Annotated in this window: 19 protein-coding genes; 15 read left to right on the top strand and 4 right to left on the bottom strand. The window is 33.6% G+C overall.

The window, feature by feature from the left end; translation table 11 throughout:
* Nucleotides 1–168: 168 nt before the first annotated feature.
* From JOC73_RS10325 to JOC73_RS10310, 4 genes are all read left to right on the top strand, one after another.
* Nucleotides 169–336: a CxxH/CxxC protein gene (locus tag JOC73_RS10325; protein ID WP_204402872.1), complete on the top strand. Its 168-nt coding sequence runs from the start codon at nt 169–171 to the stop codon at nt 334–336.
* 169 nt (nt 337–505) lie between these two features.
* A complete protein-coding gene (rlmH, locus tag JOC73_RS10320) occupies nt 506–985 on the top strand; it encodes a 23S rRNA (pseudouridine(1915)-N(3))-methyltransferase RlmH (protein WP_204402870.1) in 480 nt (159 codons plus the stop codon).
* A gap of 190 nt (nt 986–1,175) precedes the next feature.
* On the top strand, nt 1,176–1,610 hold the full coding sequence (locus tag JOC73_RS10315; RefSeq protein ID WP_204402868.1) for an NUDIX hydrolase: 435 nt from the start codon (nt 1,176–1,178) through the stop codon (nt 1,608–1,610).
* Nucleotides 1,611–1,717: 107 nt separating this feature from the next.
* The gene (locus tag JOC73_RS10310) at nt 1,718–2,500 is read left to right on the top strand and encodes an epoxyqueuosine reductase (protein ID WP_243427932.1); all 783 of its coding nucleotides are present in this window, start codon (nt 1,718–1,720) and stop codon (nt 2,498–2,500) included.
* Nucleotides 2,501–2,598: 98 nt separating this feature from the next.
* Here the strand turns inward: JOC73_RS10310 and JOC73_RS10305 are convergent, their stop codons facing one another.
* Both JOC73_RS10305 and JOC73_RS10300 read right to left on the bottom strand, forming a co-directional pair.
* Nucleotides 2,599–2,787, bottom strand: coding sequence for a hypothetical protein (locus JOC73_RS10305; protein WP_204402866.1), 189 nt, complete (start codon nt 2,785–2,787; stop codon nt 2,599–2,601).
* Nucleotides 2,788–2,878: 91 nt separating this feature from the next.
* On the bottom strand, nt 2,879–3,061 hold the full coding sequence (locus JOC73_RS10300) for a hypothetical protein (RefSeq protein ID WP_204402863.1): 183 nt from the start codon (nt 3,059–3,061) through the stop codon (nt 2,879–2,881).
* A 225-nt stretch (nt 3,062–3,286) separates the two neighbouring features.
* On the opposite strand from JOC73_RS10300, the gene JOC73_RS15420 reads away from it, so the two are divergent.
* The 4 genes from JOC73_RS15420 (at nt 3,287) to JOC73_RS10280 (ending at nt 7,906) form a co-directional block, all read left to right on the top strand.
* Entirely contained in the window at nt 3,287–4,789 is a 1,503-nt protein-coding gene (locus tag JOC73_RS15420; RefSeq protein ID WP_204402861.1) for an ABC transporter permease, read from the top strand.
* A 14-nt stretch (nt 4,790–4,803) separates the two neighbouring features.
* Complete coding sequence (locus JOC73_RS10290; RefSeq protein WP_204402859.1) at nt 4,804–5,475, top strand: ABC transporter ATP-binding protein; 672 nt, start codon at nt 4,804–4,806, stop codon at nt 5,473–5,475.
* 178 nt (nt 5,476–5,653) lie between these two features.
* Entirely contained in the window at nt 5,654–7,027 is a 1,374-nt protein-coding gene (locus tag JOC73_RS10285) for a Na+/H+ antiporter NhaC family protein (RefSeq protein ID WP_204402857.1), read from the top strand.
* Between the two features lie 210 nt (nt 7,028–7,237).
* Complete coding sequence (locus tag JOC73_RS10280; protein ID WP_204402854.1) at nt 7,238–7,906, top strand: DNA alkylation repair protein; 669 nt, start codon at nt 7,238–7,240, stop codon at nt 7,904–7,906.
* A 209-nt stretch (nt 7,907–8,115) separates the two neighbouring features.
* Here JOC73_RS10280 and JOC73_RS10275 read toward each other — a convergent pair whose 3' ends face one another.
* The gene (locus JOC73_RS10275; protein ID WP_204402852.1) at nt 8,116–9,117 is read right to left on the bottom strand and encodes a YhdH/YhfP family quinone oxidoreductase; all 1,002 of its coding nucleotides are present in this window, start codon (nt 9,115–9,117) and stop codon (nt 8,116–8,118) included.
* A 158-nt stretch (nt 9,118–9,275) separates the two neighbouring features.
* On the opposite strand from JOC73_RS10275, the gene JOC73_RS10270 reads away from it, so the two are divergent.
* From JOC73_RS10270 to JOC73_RS10245, 6 genes are all read left to right on the top strand, one after another.
* Entirely contained in the window at nt 9,276–9,710 is a 435-nt protein-coding gene (locus tag JOC73_RS10270; protein ID WP_204402850.1) for a MarR family winged helix-turn-helix transcriptional regulator, read from the top strand.
* Nucleotides 9,711–9,893: 183 nt separating this feature from the next.
* A complete protein-coding gene (locus JOC73_RS10265) occupies nt 9,894–10,934 on the top strand; it encodes a DUF4846 domain-containing protein (RefSeq protein ID WP_243427931.1) in 1,041 nt (346 codons plus the stop codon).
* A gap of 227 nt (nt 10,935–11,161) precedes the next feature.
* Nucleotides 11,162–11,638 (top strand): pyridoxamine 5'-phosphate oxidase family protein, encoded by a 477-nt coding sequence (locus JOC73_RS10260; RefSeq protein WP_330613170.1) that lies wholly within the window; start codon nt 11,162–11,164, stop codon nt 11,636–11,638.
* A gap of 61 nt (nt 11,639–11,699) precedes the next feature.
* Nucleotides 11,700–12,239, top strand: coding sequence for a TetR/AcrR family transcriptional regulator (locus JOC73_RS10255; protein WP_204402845.1), 540 nt, complete (start codon nt 11,700–11,702; stop codon nt 12,237–12,239).
* A gap of 320 nt (nt 12,240–12,559) precedes the next feature.
* On the top strand, nt 12,560–13,009 hold the full coding sequence (locus JOC73_RS10250) for an SRPBCC family protein (RefSeq protein WP_204402843.1): 450 nt from the start codon (nt 12,560–12,562) through the stop codon (nt 13,007–13,009).
* Between the two features lie 78 nt (nt 13,010–13,087).
* Entirely contained in the window at nt 13,088–13,300 is a 213-nt protein-coding gene (locus JOC73_RS10245; RefSeq protein WP_204402841.1) for a hypothetical protein, read from the top strand.
* Nucleotides 13,301–13,656: 356 nt separating this feature from the next.
* Here JOC73_RS10245 and JOC73_RS10240 read toward each other — a convergent pair whose 3' ends face one another.
* Nucleotides 13,657–13,860: a hypothetical protein gene (locus JOC73_RS10240; protein ID WP_204402839.1), complete on the bottom strand. Its 204-nt coding sequence runs from the start codon at nt 13,858–13,860 to the stop codon at nt 13,657–13,659.
* A gap of 326 nt (nt 13,861–14,186) precedes the next feature.
* Between JOC73_RS10240 and JOC73_RS10235 the strand changes: the two genes are divergently transcribed.
* Nucleotides 14,187–16,124, top strand: coding sequence for an alkyl/aryl-sulfatase (locus JOC73_RS10235; protein WP_204402837.1), 1,938 nt, complete (start codon nt 14,187–14,189; stop codon nt 16,122–16,124).
* Nucleotides 16,125–16,275: the final 151 nt, after the last annotated feature.

Raw genomic sequence — 16,275 nt, 5'->3', positions numbered from 1 at the left:
TTGTGATAAAACCTTTAGTTTCATTTGTCAAGTTCCCAAAAATTTTATATAATGAAGGAAAAGAAGTATAAAATTAAAGAAATATGTTTTGTTTTGTATGATTTTTATATAGTATACAGATAATAAATATAGGGATAATTAAAATAACCATATAAATGGAGTGATACTATGTACGTTGTGTGTTCTAAGCACTTAGAAGAAGCAATAGATGAATTTATTGAAGTCTATGAGCAACCACCAGACTTATATGAGTTAGAAACCATTACTTTTACAGAATGGACAGCCCCAACCTGTTGTCATTTCTGTGATATGAATCCTAAATATCTGATTGTATAGTCGGGAGCCTTCTCGACTTTTTTACAACCAATAGCAAAGTTCTACATTAATTTAATATAGAAGAGAACTATCTCGTAAATGAGTTTCAACATAAGTCATCATTTAAATTTTCCGAAGGAAGACTTTGTTCATTTGAATAACTAATTTATATTAGATGGGTGGAAATTTAATGAATATTACAATATTAACGGTAGGGAAGATTAAGGAGAAATTTTTTAAACAAGCTATTGATGAATATACCAAAAGACTGTCTAGGTATTGTAAACTAAATTTAATTGAGGTACCAGACGAAAAGGCACCAGAGCACCTGAGTGACACAGAGATGGAAATAATAAAAACTAAGGAAGGGGAAAATTTACTAAAACATTTAAAGGATGGAGCCTATGTGATAGCATTGGTGATCAAGGGTAAAATGCTATCCTCAGAAGAACTGGCTGAAAAGATCAATCAATTGGCATTGACGGGGAATAGCAATATTTATTTCGTGATTGGAGGATCTCTTGGGCTGTCTGATGAGGTGATTAAGAGAGCAGACTTTAAGTTGTCTTTTTCTCCCATGACCTTTCCCCATCAGTTGATGAAGGTGGTGTTGTTGGAGCAGGTATATCGGGGGTTTAGGATTATTAAGGGTGAACCGTATCATAAATAACTGCAAACTTTTGTACTTATTATTGAAAGAAGAATCTCCTTCATCTGAAGGAGGTTCTTTGTCTAGGAAGTATTTTATTATTTTTTCATCGAAGTGGAGTTCCATTGTAGAGTCGATGGGGACGGTTCCAATGACTCATAGGAAATATATAAACTACTCGACAAATCAGAATTTATGACGGAGGTATGAAATGGTTGAGATAAACTTATATGATTATATCATAGATAATAGTAAGTTAATCTATGTTGATATTGTGGCTAAATATAATGGGCGATGGGTATTGTGTAAGAAAAAAAGCAGGGATGCATGGGAATGCCCTAGTGGTCACATAGAAAAAGGAGAAACACCAGAACAAGCAGCCAAAAGAGAACTGTGGGAAGAAACAGGAGCAACCGAATTCAATATTGAATCAATTGGATATTATGGTGCAAAAGGCAGTGATGGTACCATAGAAAGTGTTGAAGAAGTTTTTGGTAAAATATTTTATGCAGACATAAAAGATATTGGGAAATTACCTAATTTTGAAATGGAAAAGATTGAGTTTTTCGAAGAACTACCTAGTAACTGGACTTATCCATATGCACATCCTCTGTTTATTGATTTGGCAGAAAAAATGCTTCAATAAGAAGGATAAAAAGACTATTCACAAATCACATTCAAATCATGTATTTTACTGAAAGCAGTAAGCGCTTTTAAAGACCATAGAATATTATGTTAAGGGGAATGATAATAATGAAAGAAGTGATATCCTTAATCAAAGACTATGTAAAAAATTACAAGGAAATGAAAGGAACGGAGACCGATTGGCGTGAACCAATTGTTGGAATCGCTGATGCTGGTAATCCTATGTTTTTGGAGCTTAAAGACATAATAAGTCCTTCTCATGCGCTACCTTCTGATTTCATTAATGATGCTAAATCCGTTATTGTATTTTTTCTGCCGTTTCAAGAAAGAATTGTAAAAAGCAATATTGGAGATATTGAGAGTTCAAGGGAATGGGACATTGCCAATATTGAGACAAATAATCTTATTGTAGATATAAACAAATATTTACATGAAATACTAACAGAAAAAGGATATACATCTACTGTCTTGCCTCCTACTTATAATTATGATGAGAAAGGATTAATCAGTGATTGGTCACATCGTCATGTTGGATATATAGCTGGGATTGGTACATTTGGCATAAATAATATGCTGATAACTGAAAAAGGGTGCTGCGGGAGAATGGGAAGTATTATTACCAATATGGCATTAATGCCTATTATAAAAAAGGAACAGGAAAATTGCCTATATAAGCATAATGGGACATGTGGAAAGTGTATTGATTATTGTGTAGCCAATGCAATTTCGATTGACACTGGATATCCTTTTGTTGATAAAAAAAGATGTAATAATCAAATTTATGATGACAATATACCACAGTACTCTATAGGTATTGGAGATGCATGTGGTAAATGTATGTGTAATGTGCCGTGCTCTTTAACAAATCCTGTAAGTAAGCTATTAGAATAGATATACCGACATAGGTAAATGTGAGTCGATGGACAGTCGATGGGGACGGTTCCAGTGACTCTACAGTTGAGTCCCATCATCTGTTATGAAAATTGGTTCTAAAACTTGGTTAACTTCTGAAACAAATTTTCTGGAATAGTTTTTGCTGGAATCCTTATTTCAGAAATGATATTGTTAGCATAAATATTTTTATATGCCATGATTTCATTCGAGTTAATTGAAGCGGTGATGTTTTCATTAACCCAAGTACAGAGATCATTTAATAAATCATCTTCTTTTAAGTCCATAGACAGAGAAACTTCAAAGATATCAAATAAAAAAAGACCTTCATGATTCGTTAACAGAAGACCTCTAAAGAGATTGTCTTGTATATTCCGTCTACTTTGAGGGGAGAAGGTTTTTAGGTTTCTCTACTACTCCTTCAATGGCATTCGCTAAGATCTGAGCCCTTCTTTGCTGGGTATCATGGGGATACTTATTTTCTATGTATTTTCTTAGACGAAGGATGTCCTCCTTCAAAAGTATCTTTGAGACTTTCAATTCTTTTGTAAAATCCACCATTATCCCACATCCTGTCTAGACTGAAAATAGTTTCTTTAGTATTGCATCAATCACATTAATTCTAAGAAGATTATAGTTTCCCTAGTGATAACTATTATAGCTTATATTAATGATTTCTTCTATCATGAAAAATGACACGAAACTGTCACAATGAATACCTTTAATGGACATATTTCTTTGCTATATTTAATTAAAGCAATAATACATTGAAGGAGGATGAACAAGGTGAATTTCATAAAAAGAGCAATGTTGGCTGTGACTAGACGAAAAGGAAAATCTCTTATCATGTTAGTGATATTTGCTACGATAGCAAATCTAGTCATTGCTGGTTTTGCAATACAAAATGCGACAGATTATGCCAGTGAACTGGCAAGACAAAAACTTGGAGGTAAGCTTACCCTTAGATTTGATAATCAAAAGGTGATGGAAACAGCCAGGAGTGAAGGTATGAAAATGGGGATGGGAAGATTTCAAACTGAGCCAATCCCAGAGGATATGGCACAGCCCCTAATCCAGCACGAAAACATTATAGGATATAACTATATTGTCAATACCATGGGGATGGCAGAAGGATTTGAACCTGTCGTAACAGTGGAGGAAGAAGATTCTGAAGAATCTACCTCAGGAAATACAGATCAAGGCTTGAGAGGAGTTAGTCAGGGTTTTATTATGCCAGACGTTACGATTGTAGGAACTGCAGTTTCTGATCTTTTGGATGAATTTAATAGTGAAGCAGCGACCCTATTAGAAGGAAGGCATATAGATTTTAATGACAGTGAAGGAAAAGTTGCTATCATTGAAAAAAATCTTGCAGCAGAAAATGATCTGAAGATTGGTGATACCATCAGCATAGGTGCAATGGAAGCTGATGAAGCCATAGACCTACAAATTGTTGGAATCTATGAATCTAATGAAGAAGTAGCCACGGGTGGTATGGGGATGCGACAAATGACCTTTACAGAACCCTATAACAGGATATATGTGGATTATCCAACTGCAATGGCATTAAAATTTGAGTCCTCAACCGCTGATACACAAGTGACTGGTATAGACTCAGCAGTATTTTTCGTAGATGATCCTAAAAATATTGATCAAGTAAAAACTGATGCAGAAGGTATGGCTATTGATTGGGATAAATACATACTGGATGCAAATGACCAGGCCTACCAACAAATGATGGGGCCTATAGAAAACGTATCTTCCTTCTCAATTACGGTAGTGTATATTATTGCTGTTGCAGGAGCTGTGATTTTAGCTTTATTATTGACGCTTTCTATTAAGGAAAGGATGTACGAAACAGGAGTATTACTGTCAATGGGGGAAGGTAAGTTGAAGGTGCTTGGTCAATATGTGGCAGAGGTATTAATCATTGCAGTTATCGCCTTTTCAGTATCTATCTTTAGTGGGAGTGTCATAGCACAGGACATTGGAGATTCTTTGCTGGAAAGAGAGATTCAGGTGGTGCAGGAACAGGGACTTGATGGTGGTCAAATAGGTGGAAATAGCAGAATTGGAGGAGGTCAATACGGTAGACTTCTACAACAGCGATATCAGCTAGGTAATCAAGGGGATATTGAACCAATTAATTCTTTTGATATTGATGTTACTTTAACAGAAATCATGAAAATGTCTTTGGTGGGGTTATTAGTTATCATCTTTGGAACGATTCTGCCGGCAGTTACAGTCATGAGATATAATCCTAAAACGATCCTAACAAAAGCTACGTAAGGGAGATGATATAATTGGAAGCATTATTAGAATTTAAAGATGTTACTTTTGGTTATGTAGATGGAGGAAAAAGAGTAGAAATTTTAAATGATGTAAATGTATCCTTTGCAAAAGGCATATTTTACACTATTATTGGGCCTTCTGGCTCTGGTAAAACAACTACCTTGGCACTGGCTTCAGCTTTAGATGTACCTCGAAAGGGAAAAATTCATTTCCTGGGAAAAGACATTAAGAAAATTGGATATTCAAAACACCGTAGAGAAAATGTAGTTTTAATCTTTCAAAATTATAACTTGATTAATTACTTGACAGCTATAGAGAATGTAGTGCTAGGGATGGAAGTTTCAAATTCCTACAAAGGAGAAAGGAAGAAAAAAGCACTAAAGCTTCTTAATGATTTAGGATTAACAGAAGATGAGGCTAAAAGAAATGTTTTGAAACTTTCGGGAGGACAACAACAGCGAGTTGCTATCGCTAGAGCCTTAGCCAGTAATGCAGATATTATATTGGCGGATGAACCTACAGGAAACCTAGATCAAGATACAGCAAGAGAAATAACAACCATATTACAAGAACTAGCCCACAAATATCATAAATGTGTTATCGTTGTTAGTCACTCACAGGAAGTGGCAGATGCCTCCGATATTGCCTTTCATTTAAAAAATGGTACATTGGTTGAAGTTTAATCTATTAACTTACTAATATCAAACATACTATAGACCTCCTTTTAAAAGGACTCTCTTCTAACGCTTAGGAAGGGAGTTCTTTTTATTTCAAAGTAAATTTTGTAATTTCTCTAAATGAAAAAATATTGTATAATATTTAGTGTAACAAAATAATTAACAAAGACAAGTAGGGTGATGTATGGATAACATTCAAATAAGAAAAAAAGACACCACGTTTGTATTATTGATAACAGCAATATTGATAGGAAGCTGTATTTTTTTTAGCGTAACTCTATTTTGGGGCTTTCTAGCAAGTATCTTAATCACTTCATTACTATTGGTGAGAAGAGGATTAAAACCCTCAAGCTTAAAGAATATGATCCTTCAAGGAGTAATGGAGTGTAGGAATCTTTACTTATTGATATTATTGATCGGTGCAACAGTTTCAATATGGCTATCCTCAGGGGTTGTTCCCACCATGATCTACTATGGACTGGAATATATGGAGGGTATGAACTTTCTTCTGGCGGCTTTTATAATTACGTCCCTTATGGCTATCTTTATGGGGACAGCAGTAGGAACCATCAGTACCATTGGTTTAGCTTTGTTGGGCATTGGCAAGGGTTTTGGAGTACCAGAACATGTTTTGTTGGGGGCAGTTATTTCAGGGGCTTTTATAGCCGATAAAATTTCTCCTATTTCTGGATTATTGAACCTTACTTTGTCAGTTACAAAAACAAAATATAGAGATGTCTTTAAGCGTATGACGGCGACCCTAGTTCCTGTTTATTTAATCACTACCGCTATATATTACTATCTAGGAAAAGGATATATTGCTTCAGGGAATTCTGGAAGCCTTGGAGAATATCAAACAGCTATCTTGAAGGGGTTCTTTGTTTCGCCTTGGTTATTAATACTCCCCATAGCCATTGTGGCATTGCCCATTAGGGGAATGAAGACCATTTCCACCATCTCCATAGGTCTTTTGGGGGGGATTATAGCCAGCATTAGCCTACAGAAGATGTCGGTTATTGCAGTTTTGGATGCTGTGTTTTTTGGCTATAAAGGAACTACAGCCTCTAGTCAATTGAATCGTATTTTGATCAGCGGCGGTGTGATTTCTATGCTAGAAGTGGTGTTGATTGTGGCGGGGGCCATTTGCTTAAGTAGTATCTTAGAGGAATCGGGGCTGATTAAACCATTTATCAGAAAAAGTATTGCCAACATCAAGAGTCAAAAAGAGCTAGTGATGAAAACAGGAGTTATCAGCAGCCTTCTTACTGTGGTCACTTGTGATCAAACAGTGGGAATTCTCTTACCCGGAAGAGTTTTTAAGGAAAAATATGAGGAAATGAAGCTTAGTCCGACGATTTTGGCTAGAACAATCTCAGATACAGGGACAATCATAGCACCTTTGATGCCTTGGAACGTAAATGCCCTTATTATTGGAATGATCTCAGGTGTGTCGGCAGTAAATTACGGGCCCTATGCTGTCCTTTGCTATATTTGTCCTGTGGTTTCTTTCTTGTCTTGCTATAGTTATAAAAAGAGAAGTTTGACGGGGGATGATTAAGGAACTAATTAAGCTAATAAATTTGATTAAATTAATTGATTAATAGATTTAGTAAATTGATAAGGATGATTAGCGAGAGGAGGATCTAAATGTTTATCAAGTAAGTGAGTCGATGGGGACGGTTCCAGTGACTCATAAGCTTTGATAATGAAGAGTGCAAAATAAATAAGTTCATTATAAAACAGTGCTTTAATAAAGGAGTTGTATAAAATGAATGAAGCTAAAAGCATAGAAGTAAAACGATCTTCAAAAGTAGAAAACATCCTAACTCAGATCAATAGTAAAACTAAGCTAGGCGACTTACGAAAAATCGCAAAGGACATTACAAAAGATCACGAACTAGCTATGGAACTTTGGTCAACCGAAGAGTTTTTGCCCAGACTGTTAGCAATCTTAATTATGGATAAAAAACTTCTTTCACAAGATGCGCTAAATAGGATTGATAAGGATATGCAGACTCATTCTTTTGATGAGCGAAATAACTTAATGGATTGGTTAATGGCTAATCAGCTCATCAAAGATAAGAAGACAATTGCATTGATGGAGTCATGGAAAAATGGTCCTTCAGCTCTTCAAAGGCGAGCTTTCTGGTATTATCAAGCTCGATTGAGATGGACTGGACAAACACCGCCTGATAACACCGCAGACTTACTATCTACATTAGAAACTAATATTACCAAGGAAGAACCGGAAGTTCAATGGGCTATGAATTTCACCGCAGGCTGGATAGGCGTTTATGATGAAAAGAATCGTGTACGTTGTATTAAACTTGGTGAGAAAACGGGTCTTTACAAGGATGAAATGGTATCAAAAGGATGTACTCCTAACTATTTACCCAATTTCATAGCGATTGAAGTTAGCAAACGAGATAATAATTAGTTACCTTTGAAAAATCTTTTAATTTATGTGGAGTGAGAAAAATTAGACTATATGCTGAGGTGAGCTTATTTGGGTTATGGTAGGGTTCAATTAGGAGGCAAGCAAGGACCGTCCCCGCTTGCCATAAAAAAATCACCTCACGAGTTTAATTGAGATGATTTTATCAAAGGATTTTTAGTGGTACTATGTACTGTAGAGTTTACGATTACTTATAATTCAAGATTAACTATAGTTCTACCTTTGTGCTTACCTGCTAATATCATATCTATTTTTGTACTTAATCCTTCTAAAGATATTTCATCTACATTATCATTCAAATTATCAGGCTTCCAATCTGAGGATAAAGCATTCCAAATTTTTAGTCTAATAGCCATAGGACATTGAACAGAATCAATTCCAAATAATGTTACTCCCCGCAAAATAAATGGATAAACTGACGTTAAAAATTCATGAGATGCGACATTTCCACAGCATGTTACAATACCACCATAATTAGTGGATTTAATGGCTGTAGCTAATATATTTCCACCTACTGTATCTACTACACCGGCCCATCGACCCTTTGAAAGAGCTCTTTCAGATTTGTCATCTATCTCTTTTCTATCAACTATATCTTTTGCACCGAGTCTTAATAGCATTTCTTTTTCGTCAGCTTTTCCTGTAGCAGCGATGACATTATAGCCAATTCTATTTAAGATGGAGATAGCTATACTACCTACTCCGCCTGTTGCGCCTGTTACTAATATATCTCCGTCTTTAGGTTTAACATCTGAGTTTACTAATTTATAAACTGATAAAGCAGCAGTAAATCCAGCTGTACCAAATATCATACTCTCTCTAAGAGAAAGATTTTCAGGAAGTTTAACAACCCAATCAGCAGGAACTCTAATATACTCTCCATAGCCTCCTGATGTATTCATTCCTAAATCATATCCAGTTACAATAACTTCATCTCCAATTTTAAAAGTATCATTGATACTTTCTACAACAACACCAGCAGCATCAATTCCGGGAGTATGGGGATAATTTCTAGTTACTCCTTTATTTCCTGTAGCTGAAAGAGCGTCTTTATAGTTTAGCGAAGAATATTTTACATTTATTAGTATATCTCCTTTTGGAAGATCTTTGACTTGTCTCGTTATAATCTCCCTTTGAAATACTTTTTCGTCAATTGCTGACACTAACATTGATTTAAATTTATTTTTATTCACTGTAAAACTCCTTTCAAGAAATATAGTTTTATATCAAACTAATTATATCAGGAATATAGTTTAATGTAAAACTATATTTTGTAAATTGATTAATAGTTTTACTAATATTATAATTGAATAAAGCAATTAAAATTATACAGGGGAATAGGAGTCTGATTATGAAGGATAAATATATTGTATATTTTATAAGTAAAACGAAGAAAAAAATGACTGACTTCATTGAAAGAAGATTGAAAGAAAAAGAAATGGGTGATTTAGCGCCTTCATATGGAAATATACTCACAGCATTATATGATAATAATGGGAAATTAAGTATGAAAGAAATAGGGCAATTAATAGGGAAAGATAAGTCTACTATTACAGCATTGGTTAACAAATTATCAAAATTAGGATATGTAAAGACAGAAAAATCTAAAGAAGATAGAAGAGTGACCTACGTAAAAACAACTGAAAAAGGTAGAGAAGTGGAAGATAAATTTAATGATATTTCTAAAGAGGTTTATTTAACAGCATATAAAAATTTTTCCATAGAAGAGAGAGAAGTATTACTCAAGTTGTTAAAGAAGCTTAATAATAACTTTGATTTAGAGTAAGTAGTTATTCAATCTATTGGGAAATCTGTTATTATTAAAACTACACTATACAGTATAGGAATAGAAGGAGCAAATACATAAAAAACCGCAGTTACAGCAATACTGTGAGCAGTATTATAAGAAACGTCGGTTTTTTATCTTTATGAGCGAAATAGTAAATCTAGAGTAAAAGGAGGAAAATTAATGAACTATTTATGGGGAACACTAATGGCGATAATAGGTTTTTTTACGTTTATTAGTGCACTGAAAAAAAGTGAAAATTTTGTCTACAAGCTATTTGTGGCTCGTGCAAAATTATTGTGGGGACACAATGCGCATGCATTCCTTTTATTAGTAGGGATTATTGTGATGGGGCTTAGCTCTCTGTTTTTTATTGGCGTATGGGGTTTTCATGGAGAAATGCCGAATACTGATGATCAGGAAATGAAGGCAGATAAAATGCTAGAAACACAATTGCCGAAGCAGTCTCTTATCATGGAGGATGGAGGGACCATTAGGACAAGGATATTGCCACCCATAGGTTTTCAAAGGGTTACTGTGGAAGAGGGCTCCTTTGCTGAATATTTAAGAACTCTCCCATTAAAGCCCCATGGCTCGCCTGTGCTTTATTATAATGGTGCTGAGAAAAATAAATCAAATGTCTACATGGCAGTAGTTGATATGGAAATAAGTGATCGAGATCTACAGCAGTGTGCAGATGCAATAATGCGTCTTAGAGGAGAGTATTTGTACGGAATCGGTTCCTATGATAAGATACACTTTAATTTTACAAATGGATTTAGGGTAGATTATAGTAAATGGATGGAAGGGTACCGCATTGCTTTGGAAGGGAATCGAAGTTTTTGGGTTAAAAAATCAGAACCTTCTAATACATATCAAGACTTTAGGCGTTATATGGATATTATTTTTGCCTATGGGGGTACAATTTCATTAGAAAATGAATTAATCTCAGTTGATTTAAATGAAATAGAGATTGGAGATATATTCATTCAAGGAGGTAGTCCTGGTCACGCAGTAGTTGTAGTAGATATGGCATTTAATGAAACTACAGGGGAAAAATTATTTTTATTGGCCCAAAGTTACATGCCAGCCCAAGAGACACAAATATTAGTAAATCCCATTGACAGGGACTTGAGTCCATGGTACTCTTTAAACTTTGAGGAAGAGATAATCCCTACTCCTGAATGGACATTTAAAAGAAGTGACTTAAAAAGGTTTCCTTAAAGAATCAATTTTACTTAGTCGAAGGATGTTCGAAGAAGATATAAGTTAATTGTTAATTACTTAATCTATGGAAGAAGCAAAAAAACTTGACTATAAAGCTATATTGGGTTTTTGTAGATATTACTGGGTAGTATTATCATGTTTCTACTAAAACTTTAATAAATTCTCTGAAATTTAATATTGACAAGTTAAGATAAAAATTATATTATTAACTAGACGACTGGTCTATTAATTATTATGAATGGAGGATTATCATGAGAAATAAAATCAAAAAAATTCTAGAATCACATGAATTATTAAGATTAGCTACATTAGATGAAAATGGATTTCCAAATGTAAGATCAGTAGATTTTGCAAATGATGAAGAGGATGAGTCGAAAATTTACTTTACTACATTTAAAGAAACGAACAAAGTTAAAGAGCTTGCTAAGAATAACAAGGTATATGTAGTTGTAGATAAGACGGCTAATTCTATCGAAGAACTTGCTCAGATTCAATACATAAGAGGGACAGGTGTTACAACAGAGTTAGATTCACCTGAAGAAATACAAAAGGCTATGGGACTACTTATCACCAAATATCCATTTTTAAAAGACTTACCAGGTGATCCTTCAATGATGAGTTTGTTTAGAATAGATCTTAAAGAAGTTAAAGTTACTGATAACAGCTTAGGATTTGGTCACGTAGATATATTTAACTACTAAAGATTTGACAATAAAGCATTATTTCTCTATAATTATCACGATAGGAAGTGAAGGTGACGTGATGAATAAAAGAGAAACTTTATTGTTTACTGCTGCAAGACTTATACATGAAAAAGGTTATAATAATGTTGGGATTAAGGCTATACTTGATGAAGTGAATGTGCCTAAAGGATCTTTTTATCATTACTTTAAAAGTAAGGAAGAACTAGGCTTATCTATCATAGATTTTTATATAGCTGATACAACCAACTGTCTAAATCAAGTAGAAAAATCAATAGAAGGAATAAATCAATTCTTTAATATATTCTTTAATCGTTTAATTGAACTTAGCTTGAAACGTGGTTGTCCTGTAGGAAACCTAATATTAGAATTATCAGACGAGAATGAAAGATTTAGATTAAAGCTTTTAGAATGGTACAATATTTTAGAAAGATGGATAATAGAAGTATTAGAGGAAGAAAAGGTGGCAAATTCACATGAAAAAGCTAAGGCATTAATAGCTGCTTTTGAAGGTACAATGCTTTTATCAAAGCTGGACAAGAATGATGTTCATTTCGAAATATTTAATAAGTACACTTTTTATAGTATTTTAGTTATATAAGAATGCAATATATTTTAGTAAGGGATGGTTTTTAAGTAAATCATCTCTTTTCTATTTGAATTACGAACAAGAACACATCTGAATCAAGCGTTGAATTACAACAAGCAACTTTTCAACACCTGTTTTTAAGATCTTTGATTCCGGAGGGTGTAAAGCACTATGATAAATTTATGCTATATATGCGGATGTTACTTTTTTCAATAAGAAAGAAGATATAAAGCAAAGTAGAATTATAATGAATTAGTCTTATTGAAATATGTTTTTATATGTATTTAAAGGGTAAAATCAAAATAAAATGGCAGTGTCTAGGAGGGAACTTTATGAAAACGTGGACAGAGGAAATAGAAATAAATGCGCCCATTGAGACAGTATGGAAAGTAATTGATGGAAGTGAAGAAAATTTAAAGAAGTTGGATCCTAAAATTATATCAAGTAAGGTAATAGAAGAAACTGAAAAACGTATAGGCTCTAGATACCTTCAAGAATACAAAGAAGGTAGGAAAGTTATGGAGTATGTAGTTGAAGTAAAGGATTATCTAGAAGACGATAATAACAAAATGTTTGAGATTGGATTTGAGCTAGGTAATTGGTTTGATATAACTGTGAAATATGTGCTAAAAAAAGTTGATGAAAATAAAACTCATTTAGTATATTCTACAACAAATAGACCAATGAAGTTTTTTGCAAAGATAATGATGAGAATGATGGGGAACGATTCTTCTGTAGTAAAGACACATGTTGAAAAGATTAAAAAACTATCAGAAACCTAATATATTGTAGGTGTGAAACATTTAACGGTAACGTTATTTAGTTTCTAAAGTAAATTAGAGTGCGGGAGGGGGATTTTTGTGGATGTATTTTTTGGAGTAATAATGACAATTATAGGTGTATTATTTTTGGTTTTCAGTGTTACAAAGAGTGAAAATAAATTATATCAGATTTTTGTAAAACGCTCTGAAATATTATGGAAAAAGAAAGTATATATTTTTCATAGCATTGTTGGCATAATTCTAATAGCTTTAGGTATACTTTATACATTTGGAATTATTTGGGTTGAATAGGAAGACAAAAATCATTATATAAAATTTTTAGGTATTACTATATTGTCTTACTACTATATAAGGTTAATAAATATTCCTTAATGTGTAAAAAAAGAGGGGGAGCTTAACAAGCTTCCCCTAATGAGTATACACATATAGTAAGATATGTTTGTCGATTATATAATTACGGTGAGCCGTATCATAAGTGACTGCGGTTTTCTCTGAATTTTAGTTTTTCAATATAGAGAGGGATCTAAATTAAAGGCTATGCTTAAGAATACTGTTGATATTACCTCATTTTTTAAGGAACCTCATCTAGGGTTCCTTAAAGTCGTCTTAAGGGAATATTTTGAAAATATTCTCAGTAAGCTGTTAAGTCATCTATGCAAGAAGTATTGATAATAAGCACCTTGAAAGAGTAAAACAATTTCACCAAAAATCCCTATACAAAAAAACACAAAATAATAAGTTGCCTTAGTTATTTCTTTACCAAACAACTCTTTAAAAGCTTGGATAATCAACCGTTCGAATTGAAACCAGCTAAGAATCCAGCCAACAATGATAAAAGTAATGACTGACATATCTATTTTTCCTCCCCGTTCATATTTAAACACAGTTTTGTTCTTATTTTATTATACAAAATATAAAACCTTAGTTCAAATTCAAGATATAATTCAAAAAATAAATGGATGACAATATCGTTGATGGGATAAATATTAAATGGAGAAACCTACCACAAGCAATGGCGGTTTTTTTTGCAACTTAGTGATATCAATACATACAATAGAATATAAATTGAAGTAAAAAGCAATATAATAACTTTTTAACTAACTTAAAAGTTGCATATATCGATTACTAACACAATAAACATATAGACAGCATAAATATAATTTAGGGAGGTGTCAATATGAGCAATAAAAAAAGCAAGAAGGACTTAAACACTTTAAGAAAAGATGCAACACTTAAAACACGTCTAATAAATGAAGAAATTTACGATAATATAAACTGGGATAAATTAAAGATAGATGAAGAGCTATCTAAAAAGAACGTAGTCGTTAAAAAGGAGTTACCTATTATTAGAAGCAATCAATCATCATTACCTGTTTGGGATTTAGAAAGATATGACTTTTTACTGAAGGAAAAAATGCCACATACTGTTAACCCAAAGCTTTGGGAACAGGGTAAGATGAATCTAAATGCAGGTTTATTTAAAGTTTCAGACAAAATATATCAGGTTAGAGGGTTTGATCTTGCAAATCTAAGCCTTGTAAGAGGGGAAACTGGTTGGATTGTAATTGACTGTTTAACATCACAGGAAACAGCAGAAGCTGCAATAGATTTAGCTAATGAATATTTTAAAGATATACCTATAAGTGCAGTAATATTTACCCATAGTCATGTAGATCACTACGGAGGAATTATAGGTGTTTTAAATAGTAATGCAGAAAAAGGTATTAAAGTGTATGCTCCAAAAGGATTTACAGATGCAGTTATAGAGGAAAATGTAAACGCTGGAATTGCGATGTCAAGACGTGGAATATATATGTATGGCGAAGTGCTACCACGAGATGAAAAAGGTCAAATAGATTGTGGAATTGGGAAGTATGTATCTTCAGGAACAACAACCTTTATAAACAGTGTACATGAAATATCTCCAATTGCTAATCAGGAATATGTAGAAAAAGAAATAGATGGAGTTGTTATGCAGTTTCTATTGACTGAGGATACCGAAGCACCTTCAGAAATGGATATATATATACCAAGCGAAAAATCTTTATGCATTGCAGAAAATTGTAGCGCAACGCTCCATAATATATATACTTTAAGGGGAGCGGAGGTAAGAGATCCTGTTGCATGGGCTAAAGATATTCAAAAAGCTATAGACTTGTGGGGAGATAGTTTAACATCTATCTTTGAAGTGCATACTTGGCCAAGATTTGGTAATAAGTATTGTATAGAATATATGGAAAAACAAAGAGATTTATATCAATATATAAATGACCAGACCCTCAGGTTAATAAACAAAGGATATACATTAGAGGATATTGGTAGGATGGTAAAACTTCCAGAGAGTTTGAGCGATGAATGGTATAATAGTTCATTTTATGGAACGGTAAATCACAATTCAAAGGCAGTTTATCAGAAATATATGGGTTGGTATAATGGAAACCCGGTAGACCTAAATAAGTTACCCACAGAAGAATCAGCCAAGAAATATATAGAATATATGGGTGGAGAGGATGTAGTATTAGAAAGAGCAAAGAAATCTTTTAAAGATGGAGAATATCAATGGGTAGCAGAGGTTACTAAACAACTTATCTTTGCTAACTCTGAAAATAAAAATGCAAAGTTACTTTGTGCAGATGCGCTAGAACAATTAGCATATATTGCAGAATCAGGTCCATGGAGAAATGTATACCTGACAGGAGCACAAGAACTACGTCATGGTATTATTAAAGTAAAGCGTTCTGTCATAACTGAAGATGTACTAAATGCAATTCCTCTTGAGAATGTATTATACTTGTTTAGTATAAGAATAGATGGATTTAAGGCTGGAGATTTTGATTATAAAATAAATTTTGTAATTCCAGATAAAAAAGAAGTAGCCTCAGCTGAGGTGAAACGTGGTATATTTAGATATTTAGATAATAAGCTTGCAGAAGATGCAGCGGTAACGGTTACGATGTCAAAAGATACATTATATGAGATTGCAACAACTAACAATAGACCAGATAGTTCGAAAATAATTGTAGAAGGAGATATTTGTAAGTGGCAGTTATTTTTATGGGTACAAGATATAATTAATTTAGACTTCAATATAATGACACCAGTATCAAATAATTAAAATAGCTAACTAGTTTAGGAGCCGAAAGGAGTCAAAGGGACCGTTCTTGAGTCAAAGGGACGGTTCGTGCGCCAAGCAAAGGGCGCACCATATAGTGGGTGGGAACCCCGCTGAGAAAGATTTAGCAAATCACTCATAGCGAGTCTTGGGC

The organism is Alkaliphilus hydrothermalis (genome assembly GCF_016908555.1).
GTDB lineage: Bacteria > Bacillota > Clostridia > Peptostreptococcales > Natronincolaceae > Alkaliphilus > Alkaliphilus hydrothermalis.
Note: the sequence above shows the minus strand (reverse complement) of the source record. Positions and strands in the feature narration are given on the sequence as shown.